Below are 18577 nucleotides of genomic sequence, written 5' to 3'. Positions count from 1 at the left end.
CGCCAACTCATACATAGATTTTTTCTTTATTTACTCGTACTTACGCCACTCCGAATCCGCTATTACGAATTGGAAAATTCATTGTTGCGCCACATGCACTTAAAGATATAAATGGCAGGCATACACTTCGCAGCGGATCGTCAGGCAGTCGGTGCAATCGGCTGCAAACACTGGAATGCGATTCTCTACGCACTGTCCCGGAGTTATCTAAACATGAAAAGAACCTTCATCGCAGCAGGTCTCGTGGGCTCATTCGCCATCACCGCTCACGCACAAAGCAGCGTCACGTTGTACGGCACGCTGGACGCCGGCCTCGTCTACTCGAACAACCAGGGCGGCCACAGCAACTGGCAGCAAGGTAGCGGGTCGGTTTCGAACACCTACTTCGGCCTGCGCGGCAGCGAAGACCTGGGCGGCGGTCTGCATGCCATCTTCACGTTGGAAAACGGCTTCAACCTGAACAACGGCGAGTTTTCGGAAAGCAACACAATGTTCAATCGCCAGGCTTTCGTCGGCCTGAAGAGCGATCAATACGGCGCGCTGACGCTCGGCCGCCAGTACGATTCCGTGGTCGATTACCTCGCGCCGCTCTCCGAAGCGGGCGCGGGCTACGGCAACAACCTGGCCGCTCACCCGTTCGATAACGACAATCTGGACAACTCGTTCTCGATCAAGAACGCCGTGAAGTACACGAGCGCGAACTATGCCGGCCTGAAATTCGGCGGGCTGTACGGGTTCAGCAATTCGGCCGGTCAGTTCTCGAACAACCGCGCATGGAGCGTCGGCGCTTCGTACGACAACGGCCCGCTGAGCGTCGCCGCCGCTTACCTGCAACTGAACAACTCGGGCAGCTCGAACCTGAGCGGCGCCGTGTCGCAAGGCGACGGCACCGCGGCAGTCGCGGCGAATCTGCAGCGCACGTTCGGCGCGGGCATCAACTACACGTACGGCCCGGCAACGGCGGGTTTCGTCTACACGCATACGCAACTGGACGGCATCACGGGCGTGGACGTCGGCGGCGCGACGCTGCCTGGCGTGGCGGGTACGAACCTGCATCTGGACAACTACGAGTTGAACGGCAAATACGCACTGACGCCGGCACTGAGCCTCTCGGCTTCGTACACGTTCACCAACGGCAAGATGTCGGGTTCGAACGGCTCGGGCGATCCGAAGTGGCACACGGTGTCGCTGCAAGGCGACTACTCGCTGAGCAAGCGTACCGACGTGTACGTGGAAGGCGTGTATCAGCACGCATCGGGCGAGCTTGGCAACTTCGGCGCGAACGTGGCGGCGATCAACACGCTGGCACCGTCGTCGACTGGAAACCAGGTTGCTGCCGCCGTCGGTCTGCGTCATCGCTTCTAAGTTTGTTTCCAGGTTTTTCTGGTAGCACATGCAGAGCGATGCATCGATCCGCTCTGCAGCCGAACCCGCGGGTGACACGATCACGCGCGGGTTTTTTCATGGGGCTTCGGCTCTTACATTTCGATGCAATCGTGGTGACGGCGTATGCGCGCGGTGGGTATACTTAAGGTGGCTGCCTTCCTTGCCGTAACGTTGTTGCGGTTGAACGGCGGCTTCGTCGCGAAGCATGACGCAGCGTTCAATCGCGTCGCGTTTCGCCCGCGCCCCAAGTTCCCGTGCACGATCGGGGACGCCGACGATCGAACCATGAAACGACTTCTCCTGCTTGCTCCCGCTGCTGCCGCCACCGCTTTGCTCGCTGCCTGTGGTTCCTCCAACGGCCCCGCCCGCGATGCGTCCCAGCCGATGATGTACGTGTCTTCGCAGCGCGCCCCTGCTTATATCGCCGATTGCCTCGAAAGCAAGCTGTCACGCGCGCGGATGTCGCGCGTGGGCGACGCGACCGAGATCGCCGTCGGCTCTGATTCGAACAACTCGTATTTCGTCACGCTGACGCCGTATAACGCCGGCTCGGTCATCAAGGTGATGCATCCCGCGAATGCGCCGGATGACCCACCTGAACCGGAAATGCGCGTCGATATTGCGCGCTGTGCGACCTGAGTTTTTGGTCGTACAGTTGCGTTGTTGACGGTCACATTGAAGACCGCTCTGAAGGCCATGCCGATGCGCGAATTTTTATGTCGTGTGTCGGCTATTTTTTTATCTGCTCGTCTGCGAATATAGCCGCCCTTTGGTTTTTATTCGGCGCGCTGCGTCGTGAGGTTCGATGGCATCAAACAAAGCACATCACGCGACTGGGTTTGCAGCTGGGGTTATCGCTGCGGCTGTTGTTGCGCGCGTCGGCGGCGGGTCGGTTCATGGGTCGGTTCATGGGTCGGTTTTTGGGTCGGTTTTTGGTTCATTTCCTGGGTCGTTTTTTGGGTTGTTTCATATCGGCGTGTTGCTGAGTTTTGTCGCCGGGGTGGCAGGGAGTACGGCGCCAGACTGGAAGTGGCGTGGTGGTCACGCACGCGAAAGCTCTGGATTACGCATCGTACGTTGACGCATTGGGGTGTGGCATGGGTCGCGTTGCTCGCGGTTTCCTTTCATTGGCTTGGGCGGTCCGGTTATGCTGCGCCGGCTTTTGGGTTCGCTTGCGGTGGGTTGATGCATCTGTTGGCCGATTGGCCTAATCCTTTAGGGGTGCCCTGGGTCGCCGGGCGGCATTCTTTGAATCTTTGGAATAGTGGGCGTTGTGATTTGATTGTTGTTGGGGCGGCCTGGGGCGCGGCCTGGTTTATCGGGGAGCATGTCTGGTTGCATGGGGTACATGCAGGGGCGGTTTTGCGGGGTTTGGGAGTGGGGTGAGGGTCGGGGTTTTTTGCCTGCGCGGCGCTTTATCTGTTTGCCTGTGGCGTTGGCCTTTCCTTGTTTTCTTATCGGTCTATTAGCGTCGCCCCTGTGCGGGGCACCTACTTTTCTTTGGGCCGCAAAGAAAAGTAGGCAAAAGAAAGCGGCTCACACCGCTAGCTTAGAAGCAATACTGTTCACTTGATGACCGCTTTCGGTGAAATTCGCTGATTCAGCGGCTCCGATCGTCGGCGTATCCGGAAGTTCGACATCTTTCGCTTCACGCCGCGGGGATTACGCTTGCCGCGGCTTTGCACGGCACGCCCACTGGCGATTTCCCGCAGTAAGCTGAGCCTCCAACTTTGCCACTGCTCAGGGGGGAACGGCCGCCGCCTCGGGCAGGCGTCGGTTCAACACGCGTACGGCATGAACGAACGATAAGTCTTCCGGGTGCTGCCCGCTGTCCTGGGCAGCCTCATACATCAGTCGACGGATCGCCGCGTGGGTAAGCATTAACGCATAGAACTCCTGACGGACCAGATCAGGCGTCTTGCTACGCAGCACCTTCTTGCCGTCGCACAGATGTGTCTTGATCTCGTCAAACATCTCTTCTATTTTCCAGCGCCGGTGGTACAGCGCCGCGAGTTCTATGGCAGGCGCCACCGCTGCGTCCAGCAGATTGGTGATCAGGCGATACTGCGGCTCGGCATCAGGCACACCTTCCAGGCAATACTCGATGACCCGCACCTGCATGCCGTTGCGCTGGTGTCGCCTGTCGGTGTCACTGGCATAGACAGTGCTCAGGTACGAACCATCTGCCAGCGGCACTTCGCACGGCAGCCGCAAATTCGACTTCACGCGCCACAGCAGCTTCGCTCCGGTGGCCACCGCGTCGCGCCACATGTCATAGCCATAGAACAGGCGATCGGCCAGCACCAGCATGTCGTCCGAGAATGCCGGAAACAGCTGGCGTGTGAGCGCCTGTTCGCTGTGCTCGCATACCCCGCCCATCTGGACCTCACACAGCGCGTGCGTCGCACATTCGGCCAGCGCTACGAAGCGAATCTGCGGATACGCGGCCTCACCGCGCCCTCCCTGCGCATATCCGAACGCTTGCGCATTGGCCTTCTCATCGGGCACATCCAGCGTGGAGCCGTCCACGCTCATGACCCGATAGCCCGCATAGTCGCCGCCTGCGGTTCGTGGGTGTTGCGCCGCCTGCCGGGCGAACAGCTCGCGCATCACCTGCCATCCCAGGCGTGCGCGACCCTGCGAGATCGCCGCCTTGCTGACCTGCGCGTCGCGTACCTGGTCGCCGTAGATGCGCCGCAGTCCCTCGATCACCAGACGAAACACTTCCTCATAGGCCACGCGCGGATAAAGGCACATCGCCATCACGAAATACACCAGCACTTCACGCGGCATGTCGCGGCGCACGCGCGTCTGCACGCCGCACTTCGTGAGCGCCTCCTTGACCTGTCCCAGGGAGCAGTTCAGCGCCAGATACCCCACCGCCAGATAGTCCGCGAGCCGCGCCCCGCCTGGCAGCGTTGCTTCCGTTCTTGCCATCCTTCAAGCTCTTCTTGTTGGTTCAGAGGCTTGAAAGTTAACACAAATTTGAGCTTGTTAACAGTATTGAGCTTAGAAGCGGGTCCCCCGCGCAGCCACGGTAGTGGCGCATCTGGAATCTGTGTTCTCGCACATTCGGCGTGAGTGACAAAGGCGTCATTCTTCCGGCGGCGCTGCGCGCGCTGATGCGTAATTCTTCAAGCCCGTCGCGGGGGTGTGGGTCCTGGGCGTGCTGACTCGTGATTCATCAACCTTGTCGCTGAACTATGGGCACTGCGCGCGCCCATGCGTCACTCATTAGCCCCATCGCTGAGCTTTGGGCGCTACGCGCCCTAGCGTGTCATTCATTGCCCCATCGCGAAGTTACGGGCGCGTCGCAGACGCGTAGTTCGCAGGGGTGATTCCCAGCAATCGTACAAACGCTCGCGTCATATGACTCTGGTCGGCGAACCCCGCTGTTACGGCGGCATCGGCCAACGTCGCGCCTCCCGCGATCAGTTGCCTCGCAAGCATCACCCGGCGCTGCATCCTGTATGCATGCGGCGGCAATCCCATCTCGTGCGCGAAGCCTCGTAATAACTGGAAGCGGCTCATGCCAGTGTCGGCAGCAAGATCGGCAAGCGTGAGCGGTGACGATGGGTCGTCGTCGATGCGAGCCCTCGCTCGTGCAATCGGGCTCAACAACTGGGTCAACCGCGATGGTGTATGCGTGGTCGCGTGCGTTCGAATCAGATAGCCAAGCAACGCGAGCATCGCCTCCTCGCGCACCAGATCGTCCGGCACGGTTTGCGCTTCCACCGATACCGCGAATAAGCGCTCGAATAACACCTTCAATATCGGATCGCGAACCGCCGGTTGCGTCAGTTCGATCTCGTGCGCAGCCACACCACTCAACTCGACGGCGACGTCGGTCAGCATCGACGGCTCGAAATACAACATGCGCCACGCCCGTCCGCGCTCGTCAAGCGGGCTGCCGTCGTGTACCTCCCCCGGATTCACCATGATCGCGTCGCTCGCCCGCGCTTCAACCACGCCGCGCCCGCTCGACGAGCGATGCCCGCCTGCAACGATCACGCCCACCCCGAATCGATCGTGCGAATGGCGCGGAAATGAATGCGCCGTTTCGGCCACCGTCGCTTCGACGCCAGCAAGCGCGCAACGAGGCATGTGAACGCGGCCGCGGGACGACGCGTGAGCCAGCCCGCTCATCAACCTCCCCCCTCGTCCGTACCCGTGCGCTCACTCTCGCGGATCTTGCCTTGCGATACGCTGCTGCCCGGCGGCACGCTATGCGTGAGCCACACATTGCCGCCGATCACCGAGCCACGCCCGATCGTCACGCGGCCGAGAATCGTCGCGCCGGCATAAATCACAACGTCGTCTTCAACGATCGGATGCCGTGCGTTGCCCTTGACCAGCGTACCGTCAAGATCCGCAGCAAAGCTCTTCGCGCCAAGCGTCACGGCCTGGTAGACACGCACTCGCTCGCCGATGATCGCGGTCTCGCCGATCACAACGCCCGTGCCATGGTCGATGAAGAAGCTCTGCCCAATCGTCGCGCCCGGGTGAATGTCGATGCCGGTCGCCGAGTGCGCAATCTCATTGATGAAACGCGCGAGCAAGGGCACACCAAGGCGATGCAGCGCGTGCGCAAGACGATGGTGCGTCATTGCCCACACGCCCGGATAACACAGCAGAATTTCAGTGATGTGCTGCGCGGCCGGGTCGCCGGTGAACGCGGCCTGAATATCGCTGACCAGCAACGCGCGAATGCCAGGCAACTGAGTGCCAAATTCGCGGGCGACGTTGAACGCGCGCTCCTTCAGATCCGCATCAGGTGTCTCGCCGAATTCGGGCAGAAAACGCAAGGCGCGCCGTATCTGTTCAGCGAGCAAGCGCAAGGTGCTTTCGAGCGTGTGGCCGACGTAGTAGTCGACCGTTTCGTCAGTTAGATCGGGGGCGCCGTAATGCGTGGGAAACAGCGACGCGCGCAGGCCGGCAACAATCGCGATCACCGCCTCGCGCGACGGCAACTCGCGAATGCCGAGCGGATGCCGCGTGCGATGCAACTCCTCACGCGACGCACGCAAGTCCGCGACGATCTGTTCGAGACCCCAGTTGTGGGAAGGCACGTTAGGCATAAAAGGACAACGCCGTGCACGAGGCACGGTTCAGAGTGATTGTCCCAAGAGATTACCGCGTTTTGCCACCGCTCGCGCGACGTCGCATCGCCGCTCGGCACGCCGGATGCTTCAGATGGTCACACTGCTCGCGTCGATCCAGCGCACCGCCCAGTCGCGTGCATGCGCGATGGCGGTGGCTTCGTCAGGGAAACGCATGTCAGTGGGGAAAAAACGGTTGGCGACCAGTTCGCCGTCGCTCGAGCGGGAGATGACCACATAAGGTTGCCAACTACCATCGCGCGCGCGCGCCGGCTCGCAATTCAGCAAGTAGCCGCGATGTGTGAATGCAGCATCAAAGTGCATGTGTCACCCGCCCTGACGGCCCGTAAGATGTTTTGAGCAGCGCGCATCTGTTCGTTGTCAGCTATGTAAAAATAGCCGGACGCATGCCGTCGATCCATGTAAAAACAGCCGGACGCATGCCGTCAATTTAACCGCGCTTCGCTCGTCGGAGTAAGATCATACTCTGTAGAAAATAGGCGTCCATTAAAAAAAACGAAAAGAATGCCGGACGCAATCGCCAGGTGAAACGCCCGCCTGCGTCACTGCGCATAACCGCGCGGAAACCGCAGCGTCGCGCACACTACAAACTCATACGCACAAAGACACGTTGTGCGATGTGCATCAGGCGGACCGGGTTTTGCTGCACTTCAACCATGTCCTCTTCAACGGAGAATGCATGATGAACAGCGATATCAACAAGCCGGCAGACGCCGGCAAACAACCGCGCGCCGTCGGCCCGCGCACGGCGGAACTGCACAACGACCGCACCCATGACAGCACGGTCGACACCGACGGCAAGAATCTCGAAGCCGCCCGCATCGCCGGTCACAGCCCGATCTCGCCCGACGAAATCACGACGAGCAACGCGACCCTCATCAACAGCGTGCCCGAGGCGCACGACGGCATGGCCGGCTTCGACAGCCGGGTTGGCGGCAATCATCTGCTGCTGGCGCTCGAACCGGGCTACACAGTCATCGACAAAGGCATGGTCGAGCCGGAAGGCGTCGATTCAACGGAGGATCTGTTCGACGACCCGCGCTCGATCCGCAGCCGTCGCGAACGCGGTCGTATTCATTACGCTGTTAATCATTTGCGGCCCACTCGCATAATCGAATTACATCGGGCGAAATAAGGTTTCGCTTTGCGCGTATTCGTTTGAATTACGCCGCTTACGCCGATTAGTCAGGCAATTTCAAAGCGCGCCCCGTTTGAATGACGGGGTGCGTTTCGTCATGGATTAGAAACTCCGGGTTGCAGGACCTGCAAACCGAACAGGCTATTTCCGCCCGCCGACTGCAGCCACAATCGACTGCATATTTAATACCGAACGGAGCAGCAAATGAAAAAGATCGTCGTGATCGGCGCAACCGGCACGGTCGGCCGGGCAGTGAGCGAAGCCTTGAAAGCGCGCCATGAAGTTATCGAAGTGGGCGCGACGCGCGGCCAGTATCGCGTCGACAGCACCGACCCGGCTAGCATCGAGCGCCTCTTTGGCGAGATCGGCAAGGTGGACGGTGTCGTCACCGCCACCGGCAAGCTGCATTTCGGACCGCTGCCGGAGATGAGCGCCGAGCAATTCTGGGTCGGCCTGCGCGACAAGCTGATGGGTCAGATCAACATGGTGCTGGGCGCCCAGCGGTACGTGAATGACGGTGGCTCGTTCACGCTGACGAGCGGCATTGTCGGCGACGAACCGATTCGCGAGGGCGCGAATGCAACCACCGTCAACCTGGCCCTGGAAGGTTTCGTGCGTGGCGCCGCGATCGAATTGCCGCGCGGCATCCGCATCAACGTGGTGAGCCCGACCGTGCTGACCGAAGCGCTCGACGCCTATGCCCCCTACTTCCGAGGCTTCGAGCCAGTGAGCGCCGAACGTGCGGCGCAGGCCTACCTGCGCAGCGTGGAAGGCGCGCAAACGGGCCGGGTGTATCGCGTAGGGTATTGAGCCCTCGGCACGCTCAGTGAATTTCCGGCTCGGCGGTTGCGTCCGGTCGAGCGCCGCCGCGCTGCAGGAAATCGAAGTCGCAACCTTTATCCGCCTGCAGCACATGCACCTGATGCAAGGCGCCATAGCCGCGCGTAAAACGCGGCTCGGGCTTGACCCAGGCGGCCTTGCGACGCGCCAGTTCCTCTTCCGGCACGAGCATGTTGAGCTTGCGCCGCGGCACGTCCAGTTCGATCAGATCGCCGCTTTGCACCAGCGCTAGCGGGCCGCCGACAAACGACTCCGGCGCGACGTGCAACACGCATGCGCCGTAACTCGTCCCGCTCATCCGTGCATCCGATATACGCACCATGTCGCGCACGCCCTTGTGCAGTAACTTCCGCGGGATCGGCAGTTGCCCCCACTCAGGCATTCCCGGCGCACCCACCGGCCCCGCATGCTGAAGCACGATCACACAGTTTTCGTCGATGTCGAGCGCTTCGTCGTCGATACGCGCGGCCATGTCGTTGTAGTCCTTGAACACCACCGCGCGGCCGGTATGGACGAGCAGTTGCGGCTCCGCCGCGCCGGGTTTGATCACGGCGCCGTCGGGCGCGAGATTGCCGCGCAGCACCGCGAGGCCGTTATCGGGCAGGAGCGGCGCGCTGCGGCGGCGGATTACCTCGTCGTTGAAAATCGTCGCGCCTTCGAGGTTCTCGCCGAGCGTGCGGCCGTTCACGGTTTTCTGCGAACGGTCGATCAGGTCGCCCAGTTCGGCGAGCATGGCCGGCAAACCGCCCGCATAGAAAAAGTCCTCCATCAGATACGCGCCGGTCGGACGAATGTTCGCCAGCACCGGCGTGCGGCGCGAGATGTCGTCGTAGCGATCGAGCGTCAGTTCGATGCCGGCGCGGCGCGCGAGCGCGATCATGTGCACGATGGCATTGGTAGAACCGGACAGCGCGAGACAGGTGGTCACGGCGTTGTCGATCGAGCCGGCGGTGATGAGATCGGAGGGCTTCAGGTCTTCCCACACCATCTCGACGATACGCATGCCGGTTTTCGCGGCCATCTGCGCGTGCCGCGAATCCGCTGCGGGAATGGAGGCAAAACCTGGCAGCGTAAAGCCGAGCGCTTCGGCCGCGCTCGTCATGGTCGACGCGGTGCCCATCGTCATGCAGTGGCCCGGCGAGCGCGCAATGCCGCCTTCAACGCCTCGCCAGTCCGCTTCCGTGATGGTCTCCGCGCGCAGGTCGGCCCAGTACTTCCAGACGTCCGATCCGGAGCCGAGCGTGACGCCGTTCCAGTTGCCGCGCAGCATCGGCCCGGCGGGCAGAAAGATCGCCGGCAGGTCCATCGAGATCGCGCCCATCAGCAAGGCGGGCGTGGTCTTGTCGCAACCGCCCATCAGCACGACGCCATCGGCGGGATACGAGCGCAGCGTCTCCTCGGCTTCCATCGCGAGGAAGTTGCGATAGAGCATCGTGGTGGGCTTCTGGAACGGCTCGGAGAGCGTCTGTACGGGCAGTTCGACCGGAAAGCCGCCTGCCTGCCAGATACCGCGTCTTACTTCCTCGACTCGTTGCTTGAAATGCGTATGGCAAGCATTGATCTCGCTCCATGTGTTGAGCATCGCGATCACCGGTTTGCCCGCGTATTCCTCGCGGTTATAGCCCATTTGCGCGGTGCGCGAGCGGTGGCCGAACGAGCGCATATCGTTCACGCCGTACCAGCGGTGGCTGCGCAGTTCTTCAGGTCTCTTTCTTGTCGTCAACGTCTGCTCCACGAAGTTTTTGCCGTGCTTCTGTGCATGCGTGTTTCCGCGATCCGGCGCCTCAGCGCTTCCGCTCCTTTACACGCGACACAATCTGCGTCGGGCTGACGAATTGCAGCGCGATCAGCACCCAGATCAGCGTGATCGCCATGTAGATCATCGCCATCGCATCGATCGATTGCGGTGCGCGCACGCCGGTTGAGAATACAGCGTAGTACAAGGCGACCACGAGCGTTTGCGTCGCGGGCCCCGCCGTAAAGAATGTCAGCTCGAACATGCCGATGGTGCGTACCAGCACGAGCAGGCCCGCCGCCAGCATGCCGGGCACCAGCAAGGGCAGCAGCACATAGCGGAAATAGCGGAACGTGTTCGCGCCAAATATGCGCGCCGCCGCTTCGAGATTGGGATCGATCTGTTCGATGAACGGTGTCATCACCAGGATCACGAACGGCAGCGCCGGCACGAGATTCGCAAGAATCACGCCGCCTAGCGTGCCGGCGAGGCCGACCTTGTACATCACGGTCGCCATCGGGATGCCGTACGTCACGGGCGGCACCATCAGCGGCAACAGGAAAATCAGCATCGCCATGCGCTTGCCGGGAAACTGCACGCGGGCGAGCGCATACGCTGCGGGCACGCCGAGCACAACCGACAACAGCACCACCGCGCCGACCACTTCGACGGTGACCCACAACACGCTCGCCAACTGGAAATCGCTCCACGCCTGCACATACCAATGCAGCGTAAAGCCTTGCGGCAGCAAGGTGCCGAACCAGCGGGTCGCCACCGAATTCACCGCGACGGTTGCAATCAGCAACACCACGTTGACGAGGAAAAACACCATCGCGCCCCACACCAGTACGAGCCAGATGCGGCCCGCCACACTGGCGCGCTGCTTCACGCGCTTGCTGGGTTGCCGCGCGCCGTCGTTATTCTCGTTCGATGTGGACGCGGACCACGAAGGACGCGTGGCGCGGTGATCGCTAGCCATCAGCCTTTGCCTCCCGTCGCCGGGCCGCTGTAGAAGAAGCGGCGCGCGCCGAGCAAGCCGGCGACCACCAGCAGTTGCACGAAGCCCATCACCATCGCAATCGCGGAAGCAAGCGAATAATCGTAGCTTTCGAACGCGGCTTCGGCCGCGGCGATCGACATCACGCGCGTCGGGCCGGCGGGCGCCCCCAGCAGCACCGCCGATGGAAACACCGAGAACGCCTGCACGAACGACAAACACGCGGCCATCGTTAAACCCGGCACCAGCAGCGGCAGATAGATGCGACGAAACTGCTGCCACGGACTCGCGCCGAGCGTGGCGGCAGCGCTCGCGAGTGTCGGATCGATACCGGTCACGTACGACAGCGTCAGCAGAAACGCAAACGGAAAACCCGACACGATCAACGAGATGAGCACGCCCCAGAAGTTATGCGTCAAACGCACTTCATCGGTGTAGAGATGCAATCCTTGCAACGCCTGCGGAAACCAGCCGTTTGGGCCGAAGTACGTGAGCATGCCGTCGGCGATCAGCACGGTGCCGAGCGTGACGGGAATCACCAGCAGCGTCGTAGCGAGTTTCTGATAGGGCGAATTGCGGCGCAGCGCGAACGCCACGGGAACCGACACGCCGACGTTGATCAGCGTCGCAGGCACAGCGAGCTTGAGCGTGACGAGAATGGTCGGCCACATCGACGTGTCGGTGAAGAACGTCAGATAGTTGGCCCACAGGCCGCCGCCATTCATCGGCCGGAACGACAGCACCAAACCATACGCAAACGGATAGATGAACAATGCGACGATGAAGATCAAAGCCGGCGCAACCAGCCACGCTTTGGCGTCGCGCGGCGCAATTGATACGCGTGGCGGCGACAGCGTGGGCGTGTTCATACGGCTTCTGCGTCATAGACAAGCGTGCGCGACGGCGGCACGCGCAGACCGATCTGCTCGCCCTCTTCGAATTCGCCCGCAATGCGCGCCCACATGTCGCCAAACGCCGTTTTCACGCGCAGCAGGGAGTCGCGGCCGCCGTATTCCACGATGGTCACCAATGCGTCGAAAGCGTTTTCCGCGCCAGGCGCCGCACGCTCCATATCCTCCGGGCGCAACGCGACGCTCACGCGCTTGCCGTTGAAACCGTCCATCGGCGTGCCGATCAGATGCACGCCGTTCGCGCTCACCGCAACCCCCTCGCCTTGCGTGCCTTCGAGCGTGAACTCAGCCACGTTGCGATAGCCCATGAAGCGCGCGACATGCAAATTCTGTGGCCGCGTATAGACCTGTTTCGGCGTGCCGACCTGCTGCACCACCCCCTCTTTCATCACGACGATGCGATCGGCCATTGAGAGCGCTTCGTCCTGATCATGCGTCACGTAGAGCGTCGCGCGTTCGAGCTGACTATGGATGCGGCGAATCTCCGCGCGCATTTCAATGCGCAGTTTCGTATCGAGATTCGACAGCGGCTCGTCCATCAGAATGAGCGGCGGTTCGATCACAATCGCTCGCGCAATCGCCACACGCTGCTGCTGACCACCTGAAAGCTGCCCGGGCAGCTTGCGCTCATGCCCGACCAGTTGCACGAGCTGCAACGCTTCACGCGCACGGCGCATGGTTTCGCTTTTGGCAACGCCACGCATCTGCAAGCCGAAGCCGACGTTATCAAGCACGCTCATGTGCGGAAACAATGCGTAGTTCTGGAACACCATGCCGAAGCCGCGCTTTTCCGGCGGCAGCACGTCGATGCGTTTATCGTCGAGCCAGATGCCGCCGCCGCTCAACGGCTGCAATCCGGCAATGCAATTGAGCGCCGTCGATTTACCGCAGCCCGACGGTCCGAGCAACGCGATAAATTCGCCACGCTGGATTTTCAGATCGAGACCTTGCAACGCCGCGACCGCCTGGCCCTCCGCATTCGTGAAACTGCGGCTCACCGAATCGAGCCGCAACTGCTCAAAGTGATGCTTCATGGCGATGTCCTGATACGCGTGACGCGTGACTCTTTAGGCTCGAATCGCGGCGGCCCGAACAAGCGAGTGCACGGACTCGTTCAGCAACTACTTGGTTTTCTGCGCGCCAACGTCGCTGTCCCACTTCTTGAAAGCCGCGACCATGGCGGCCGCATTCAGCGGCAAAACGTGCGGACGCTCGGCCAGCAGCTTCGCGTATTCCGGCCGGCCGTATTTCTTCAGCACATCCTGGCTGTGCGCAGGCGCCTGCTCGACACTCACGCCTTTGATCGCGGGACCAGGGTAGAAATAACCGTCGTCATAGGTCATGGCCTGCTGCGCCGGCTCGAGCATGAAGTTCATCAGCTTGTAAAGCACGTCGAGCTTTTCCTTCGGCACGCCCTTCGGAATCACCATGTAGTGCGCGTCGTTCACCCACGTCATGTTGTCGAATGCCTGCACACGGAATTCTGCCGGCACGATGCCGAGCGCGCGCGGATTGATGTCCCAACCGGTGACTGTCACGGTCATGTCGCGCGTGCCTTCGCCGAGCTCTTTCATCACTGCCGACGTACCGCCTGGATAGTAAGGAATGCAATCGTTCAGCTGCTTGAGGAAGGCCCACGTCTTGTCCCAGCCGTGAATCGGATCTTGCGGATCTTTATCGCCAAGCACATACGGCAAGCCCATCAGGAACGTGCGGCCCGGACCGGAGTTCGCCGGCCGCGCGTAAATCAGCTTATCCGGATGCGCCTTGCACCATTGCAGCAGTTGCTCGGGTGTTTTCGGCGGATCGCTGACTTTGGCGGGGTTGAATTCGAGCAGCGGACCCGCCGGCATATACGCGACTTCGAGACCGAAACCTTGAGCGAGGTCCTGCATCTTGCGCGGACCAGGCGCGTATTTGTCGAGCACGCCGGGGAAAGCCGCCGCATTGTCCGGCAACAACTTCATCCAGAGATTCTGCTCGATGCCGGCGGCCAGTGCGTCGGTGCCGGTCAGGACGAGATCGATATCGGAGCGGCCGGCGGCCTGCATCGCCTTGATCTTGCCGGGCAACTGCGGCGCAGGCGCATTGGTGAACGTGAGATTGGCGACGAGACTCGGATACTTTGCCTTGAAGGCCTCGAAACCCTTTTGCGTGAGTTGAAGATCGCCGGCCACGTCGACGATATTGAGCGTTACCGGATCGGCCGCGTGCGCGGCGGATACCCATGCGGCGCCTGCCACGAGACTTACGGACACCAGCCTGAGCGCCAATCTGCCTGAAACAGTCATTGCGTCTCCTCGCTTCTTGGTATGGAAGTCCGCCGGCCAGATGTGCTGCTGGCGGTGTCTCTCTACCAATGGAACATAGCGAAGCGGAACTGCCGATGTCAAGCAAATACTCGCCGTGGCGCTTTGCTGATAAATCCGCTTATTTTGACGGGGAATCCTTGTGGTTCAATGGGTTGTGCGTTTAGCCCAAGGGCAAACCCGGAGTCGGTATCTGGACTGAACATTAGGTTGTCAGGCAATTTGCATTTGCCCGATGTGTTGCGACGTAAGACAGCGAGCATGCCTCGCGCACTCACCCGCCCAGGACGCCCTGCGTATTCACATACAGTGAATACAACCCGTGGCTCGCCGCCATGAACAACCGGTTGCGATGGCGCCCGCCGAAGCACACGTTCGCGCAACGCTCCGGCAACGCGATATGCCCGATCGGCTCGCCTTGCGGCGTGAAAACGCGCACACCGTCGAGTTCGTCGGTGCCCATGCCCCAGCCGCACCAGAGATGGCCCAGTGTGTCGACGCGAAAGCCGTCCGGCGTGCCCGGGCCGGCGTCGATCAGCACACGGTTGTTCGACAGCGCGGTGCCAGTGCCACTAACGCTCACGTCGAACGCGCGAATCTTGCGCGGCACGCCACGCGATTCGACAATGTAGAGCACCGACTCGTCCGGTGAAAACGCGAGGCCGTTCGGACCCAGCACGTCGTCGGCGACTACCGTCACTTCGCCGGATTGGCCGTCGATGCGATACACGCACGCGGGCAGTTCCGACTCCTGCAGCTCGCCCTCGTAAAAACTGTCGATGCCGAAGGTCGGATCGCTGAACCAGATCGAACCGTCCGACTTCACGATCACGTCGTTCGGCGAGTTGAAGCGCTTGCCGCGATAGCGATCGGCAAGCACGGTAATCGAACCGTCATACTCGGTGCGCGTGACGCGCCGTGTCAGATGCTCGCAGGTCACGAGGCGACCCTGGCGGTCGCGCGTATGGCCGTTCGCATTGTTCGACGACTGGCGAAACGTGGTCACGGCACCGCTCGTTTCGTCCCAGCGCAGGATGCGGTCGTTGGGAATGTCGCTCCACAGCAGATAACGGCCGTCGCCAAACCAGACCGGCCCTTCCGACCAGCGCGCGCCCTGATACAGACACTCGACGGAAGCGGACGCCAGGGTCAGCGAGGTGAAGCACGGATCGAGCGCGCGAATGGAGAGATCGGGATAGCGTCGGCTGGAGTCGGTCATGCGTAGGCTTTGGGTAATGGACGTTGACGGAAAAAGCAGGACGAAGCGCAGTGCGCGCCGCAAGCGCCACCGCTGTCGACGCCAGAGCGACCTCAATCCGACGCCTGCTTCTCCGCGAATTGACGCTCCAACGCGAGCAGGACCTGCGTCGCGTGATCGATCTTCGCATGATGTTCGGGCGGCGTCGAACTGAGTAGCGGCAGGATCGGCCCCATGTCGGCAATCTTCGAGAACGTGACCGCATCGTGCAGCACGCGGATCAGCGAGATGTCGTCGCGCAGGGTTTCGAGCGGCAGGAAAGCTTCATGGAGAAGCTACGCCGCGCCAGTATCGCCGGTTCTGAGAGCTTGCAGCAGGGCCATCGCCATGCGCGGCGCGATGCATCCCGAACCCGTCGTCCATGTGGCAAGACCGAACTCGCGCAGATGGCCGAGCGCGGGCCGCTCACCCATGCCCGACACTACCTTGGCCGCCGGCACGGATTGCAGAAGGCGGCGCAGATACGGATCGTCAGCCGGATTGTCGCGAACGATCGCGTATTTGACGGCCAGCAGCGTGCCGCGCTCGATCAACCGCGCGAGCGTGTCGAACTCCACATAGTTTTCGCTCTTGATGTACAGCGTGAGCGGCATACCCGCCGCGTCGACGATGCGCGTCAGCCCCGCCTCCACGCCTTCGGACGTCGTAAAACCGCTCAGCGGCAGCACCATCGCCGTGCGGTAACGGGTTTGCGCGAGGATACGAGCCTGATCGAGCATTTTCCCGTAGTCCGGGCCGATTGCCGGGATCACGCGCGTACCGGCAGCCGCGGCGTCGGCCAGCAGATCCAGCAAGTCCCGATACTCGCTGACGGCCACGTGATAGAGGTTCGCATTACCGCCATACAGCAGGGTGCGCACACCGCCGGCCTCGATATGGCGGATCACCGCGCGATTTTCAGCGGCATCCAGCGTGTAATCAGCGCGGCGCGCAAGCGGCGGCACAGCCAAGACCGACGCGGCGAACCCGCTGCCGAGGATCGGAGATTCGTTCATGACGCCTCAACCGCACGGGGGATTGGGCGTTCAAATTAGCACCAGGCTCGCGATGTTGTCAAACAACCTGTAGGCGCAAGCAGCACCGCACAACCTCGAACCGAACTCAAGGCGAAGTTGGCAAAGCCGGCATGCCGCTCTTGTATGACAATAACGCGCGGCGGGCAGGCACAAGTGCGGGCGCGAGCGAATGATGGCGGCTTAAACGCAATACTGTTAACAAGCTCAAATTTGTGTTAACTTTCAAGCCTCTGAACCAACAAGAAGAGCTTGAAGGATGGCAAGAACGGAAGCAACGCTGCCAGGCGGGGCGCGGCTCGCGGACTATCTGGCGGTGGGGTATCTGGCGCTGAACTGCTCCCTGGGACAGGTCAAGGAGGCGCTCACGAAGTGCGGCGTGCAGACGCGCGTGCGCCGCGACATGCCGCGTGAAGTGCTGGTGTATTTCGTGATGGCGATGTGCCTGTATCCGCGCGTGGCCTATGAGGAAGTGTTTCGTCTGGTGATCGAGGGACTGCGGCGCATCTACGGCGACCAGGTACGCGACGCGCAGGTCAGCAAGGCGGCGATCTCGCAGGGTCGCGCACGCCTGGGATGGCAGGTGATGCGCGAGCTGTTCGCCCGGCAGGCGGCGCAACACCCACGAACCGCAGGCGGCGACTATGCGGGCTATCGGGTCATGAGCGTGGACGGCTCCACGCTGGATGTGCCCGATGAGAAGGCCAATGCGCAAGCGTTCGGATATGCGCAGGGAGGGCGCGGTGAGGCCGCGTATCCGCAGATTCGCTTCGTAGCGCTGGCCGAATGTGCGACGCACGCGCTGTGTGAGGTCCAGATGGGCGGGGTATGCGAGCACAGCGAACAGGCGCTCACACGCCAGCTGTTTCCGGCATTCTCGGACGACATGCTGGTGCTGGCCGATCGCCTGTTCTATGGCTATGACATGTGGCGCGACGCGGTGGCCACCGGAGCGAAGCTGCTGTGGCGCGTGAAGTCGAATTTGCGGCTGCCGTGCGAAGTGCCGCTGGCAGATGGTTCGTACCTGAGCACTGTCTATGCCAGTGACACCGACAGGCGACACCAGTGCAACGGCATGCAGGTGCGGGTCATCGAGTATTGCCTGGAAGGTGTGCCTGATGCCGAGCCGCAGTATCGCCTGATCACCAATCTGCTGGACGCAGCGGTGGCGCCTGCCATAGAACTCGCGGCGCTGTACCACCGGCGCTGGAAAATAGAAGAGATGTTTGACGAGATCAAGACACATCTGTGCGACGGCAAGAAGGTGCTGCGTAGCAAGACGCCTGATCTGGTCCGTCAGGAGTTCTATGCGTTAATGCTTACCCACGCGGCGATCCGTCGACTGATGTATGAGGCTGCCCAGGACAGCGGGCAGCACCCGGAAGACTTATCGTTCGTTCATGCCGTACGCGTGTTGAACCGACGCCTGCCCGAGGCGGCGGCCGTTCCCCCCTGAGCAGTGGCAAAGTTGGAGGCTCAGCTTACTGCGGGAAATCGCCAGTGGGCGTGCCGTGCAAAGCCGCGGCAAGCGTAATCCCCGCGGCGTGAAGCGAAAGATGTCGAACTTCCGGATACGCCGACGATCGGAGCCGCTGAATCAGCGAATTTCACCGAAAGCGGTCATCAAGTGAACAGTATTGGGCTTAAACGGAAATTGCCGATCTGGCAATCAGAGTTGCTTTGCCTGGAATTCGACTAAACATCATTCAGATTGGTTTGACAATAATGTTGCCAATCAAAAGCATCAAAAACGCCGCTACGAAAAAAATTACCCACTTTATCGACCCGTGAATGTTAATCAGGTCAAACAAATCCGATATAAAGAGTCATTCGTTCGTCGGGTTGCAGAACAAGCGCTGGTGCCGTTTCT

At 61.3% G+C, this 18577-nt stretch carries 15 protein-coding genes and 2 pseudogenes; 6 read left to right on the top strand and 11 right to left on the bottom strand.

Translation table 11 applies throughout. The features are described from left to right. The first annotated feature begins 213 nt into the window (after nt 1–213). The 3 genes and pseudogenes from B0G76_RS21085 (at nt 214) to B0G76_RS43925 (ending at nt 2772) form a co-directional block, all read left to right on the top strand. On the top strand, nt 214–1365 hold the full coding sequence (locus B0G76_RS21085) for a porin (RefSeq protein WP_120296624.1): 1152 nt from the start codon (nt 214–216) through the stop codon (nt 1363–1365). Nucleotides 1366–1509: 144 nt separating this feature from the next. Continuing rightward, complete coding sequence (locus B0G76_RS21080; RefSeq protein WP_259460664.1) at nt 1510–2025, top strand: hypothetical protein; 516 nt, start codon at nt 1510–1512, stop codon at nt 2023–2025. 166 nt (nt 2026–2191) lie between these two features. Then, nucleotides 2192–2772, top strand: a pseudogene (locus B0G76_RS43925) (metal-dependent hydrolase). Between the two features lie 354 nt (nt 2773–3126). Here B0G76_RS43925 and B0G76_RS21070 read toward each other — a convergent pair. The 4 genes from B0G76_RS21070 to B0G76_RS21055 form a co-directional block, all read right to left on the bottom strand. Next, nucleotides 3127–4323 (bottom strand): IS4 family transposase, encoded by a 1197-nt coding sequence (locus B0G76_RS21070; RefSeq protein ID WP_120294268.1) that lies wholly within the window; start codon nt 4321–4323, stop codon nt 3127–3129. Nucleotides 4324–4686: 363 nt separating this feature from the next. After that, a complete protein-coding gene (locus B0G76_RS21065; RefSeq protein ID WP_120294267.1) occupies nt 4687–5532 on the bottom strand; it encodes an AraC family transcriptional regulator in 846 nt (281 codons plus the stop codon). Beyond that, nucleotides 5532–6464: a serine O-acetyltransferase EpsC gene (gene epsC / locus B0G76_RS21060; protein WP_120294266.1), complete on the bottom strand. Its 933-nt coding sequence runs from the start codon at nt 6462–6464 to the stop codon at nt 5532–5534. Before epsC ends, B0G76_RS21065 begins: the two co-directional genes overlap by 1 nt. A gap of 111 nt (nt 6465–6575) precedes the next feature. Continuing rightward, the gene (locus B0G76_RS21055; protein WP_120294265.1) at nt 6576–6809 is read right to left on the bottom strand and encodes a hypothetical protein; all 234 of its coding nucleotides are present in this window, start codon (nt 6807–6809) and stop codon (nt 6576–6578) included. 379 nt (nt 6810–7188) lie between these two features. On the opposite strand from B0G76_RS21055, the gene B0G76_RS21050 reads away from it, so the two are divergent. Both B0G76_RS21050 and B0G76_RS21045 read left to right on the top strand, forming a co-directional pair. Beyond that, a complete protein-coding gene (locus B0G76_RS21050; protein ID WP_120296620.1) occupies nt 7189–7641 on the top strand; it encodes a DUF3005 domain-containing protein in 453 nt (150 codons plus the stop codon). A 207-nt stretch (nt 7642–7848) separates the two neighbouring features. Then, on the top strand, nt 7849–8454 hold the full coding sequence (locus B0G76_RS21045; protein WP_120294264.1) for a short chain dehydrogenase: 606 nt from the start codon (nt 7849–7851) through the stop codon (nt 8452–8454). Between the two features lie 13 nt (nt 8455–8467). On the opposite strand, the gene araD is transcribed toward B0G76_RS21045, so the two are convergent. The 7 genes and pseudogenes from araD to B0G76_RS21010 all read right to left on the bottom strand — a co-directional run bounded on the left by araD (nt 8468) and on the right by B0G76_RS21010 (nt 16689). Beyond that, nucleotides 8468–10207, bottom strand: coding sequence for an L-arabinonate dehydratase (araD, locus tag B0G76_RS21040; protein ID WP_120294263.1), 1740 nt, complete (start codon nt 10205–10207; stop codon nt 8468–8470). A 61-nt stretch (nt 10208–10268) separates the two neighbouring features. Then, a complete protein-coding gene (locus B0G76_RS21035) occupies nt 10269–11198 on the bottom strand; it encodes an ABC transporter permease (protein WP_120294262.1) in 930 nt (309 codons plus the stop codon). Next, nucleotides 11198–12085: an ABC transporter permease gene (locus tag B0G76_RS21030; RefSeq protein ID WP_120294261.1), complete on the bottom strand. Its 888-nt coding sequence runs from the start codon at nt 12083–12085 to the stop codon at nt 11198–11200. The genes B0G76_RS21035 and B0G76_RS21030 overlap by 1 nt, the downstream gene beginning before the upstream one ends. Beyond that, entirely contained in the window at nt 12082–13161 is a 1080-nt protein-coding gene (locus B0G76_RS21025) for an ABC transporter ATP-binding protein (RefSeq protein ID WP_120294260.1), read from the bottom strand. Before B0G76_RS21025 ends, B0G76_RS21030 begins: the two co-directional genes overlap by 4 nt. An 87-nt stretch (nt 13162–13248) precedes the next feature. Next, complete coding sequence (locus B0G76_RS21020) at nt 13249–14418, bottom strand: extracellular solute-binding protein (RefSeq protein ID WP_120294259.1); 1170 nt, start codon at nt 14416–14418, stop codon at nt 13249–13251. Nucleotides 14419–14710: 292 nt separating this feature from the next. Beyond that, entirely contained in the window at nt 14711–15655 is a 945-nt protein-coding gene (locus B0G76_RS21015) for an SMP-30/gluconolactonase/LRE family protein (RefSeq protein WP_120294258.1), read from the bottom strand. 92 nt (nt 15656–15747) lie between these two features. After that, nucleotides 15748–16689 (bottom strand): annotated as a pseudogene (locus B0G76_RS21010) (dihydrodipicolinate synthase family protein). A 277-nt stretch (nt 16690–16966) separates the two neighbouring features. Between B0G76_RS21010 and B0G76_RS21005 the strand changes: the two are divergent. Then, nucleotides 16967–18163 (top strand): IS4 family transposase, encoded by a 1197-nt coding sequence (locus B0G76_RS21005; protein ID WP_120293067.1) that lies wholly within the window; start codon nt 16967–16969, stop codon nt 18161–18163. Nucleotides 18164–18577 lie beyond the last annotated feature (414 nt).

Origin of the sequence: Paraburkholderia sp. BL23I1N1, assembly GCF_003610295.1 — a bacterium.
Taxonomy (GTDB): Bacteria; Pseudomonadota; Gammaproteobacteria; order Burkholderiales; family Burkholderiaceae; genus Paraburkholderia.
The sequence above is the reverse complement of the archived record's forward strand: the minus strand, read 5'-3'. Positions and strand labels throughout refer to the sequence as shown.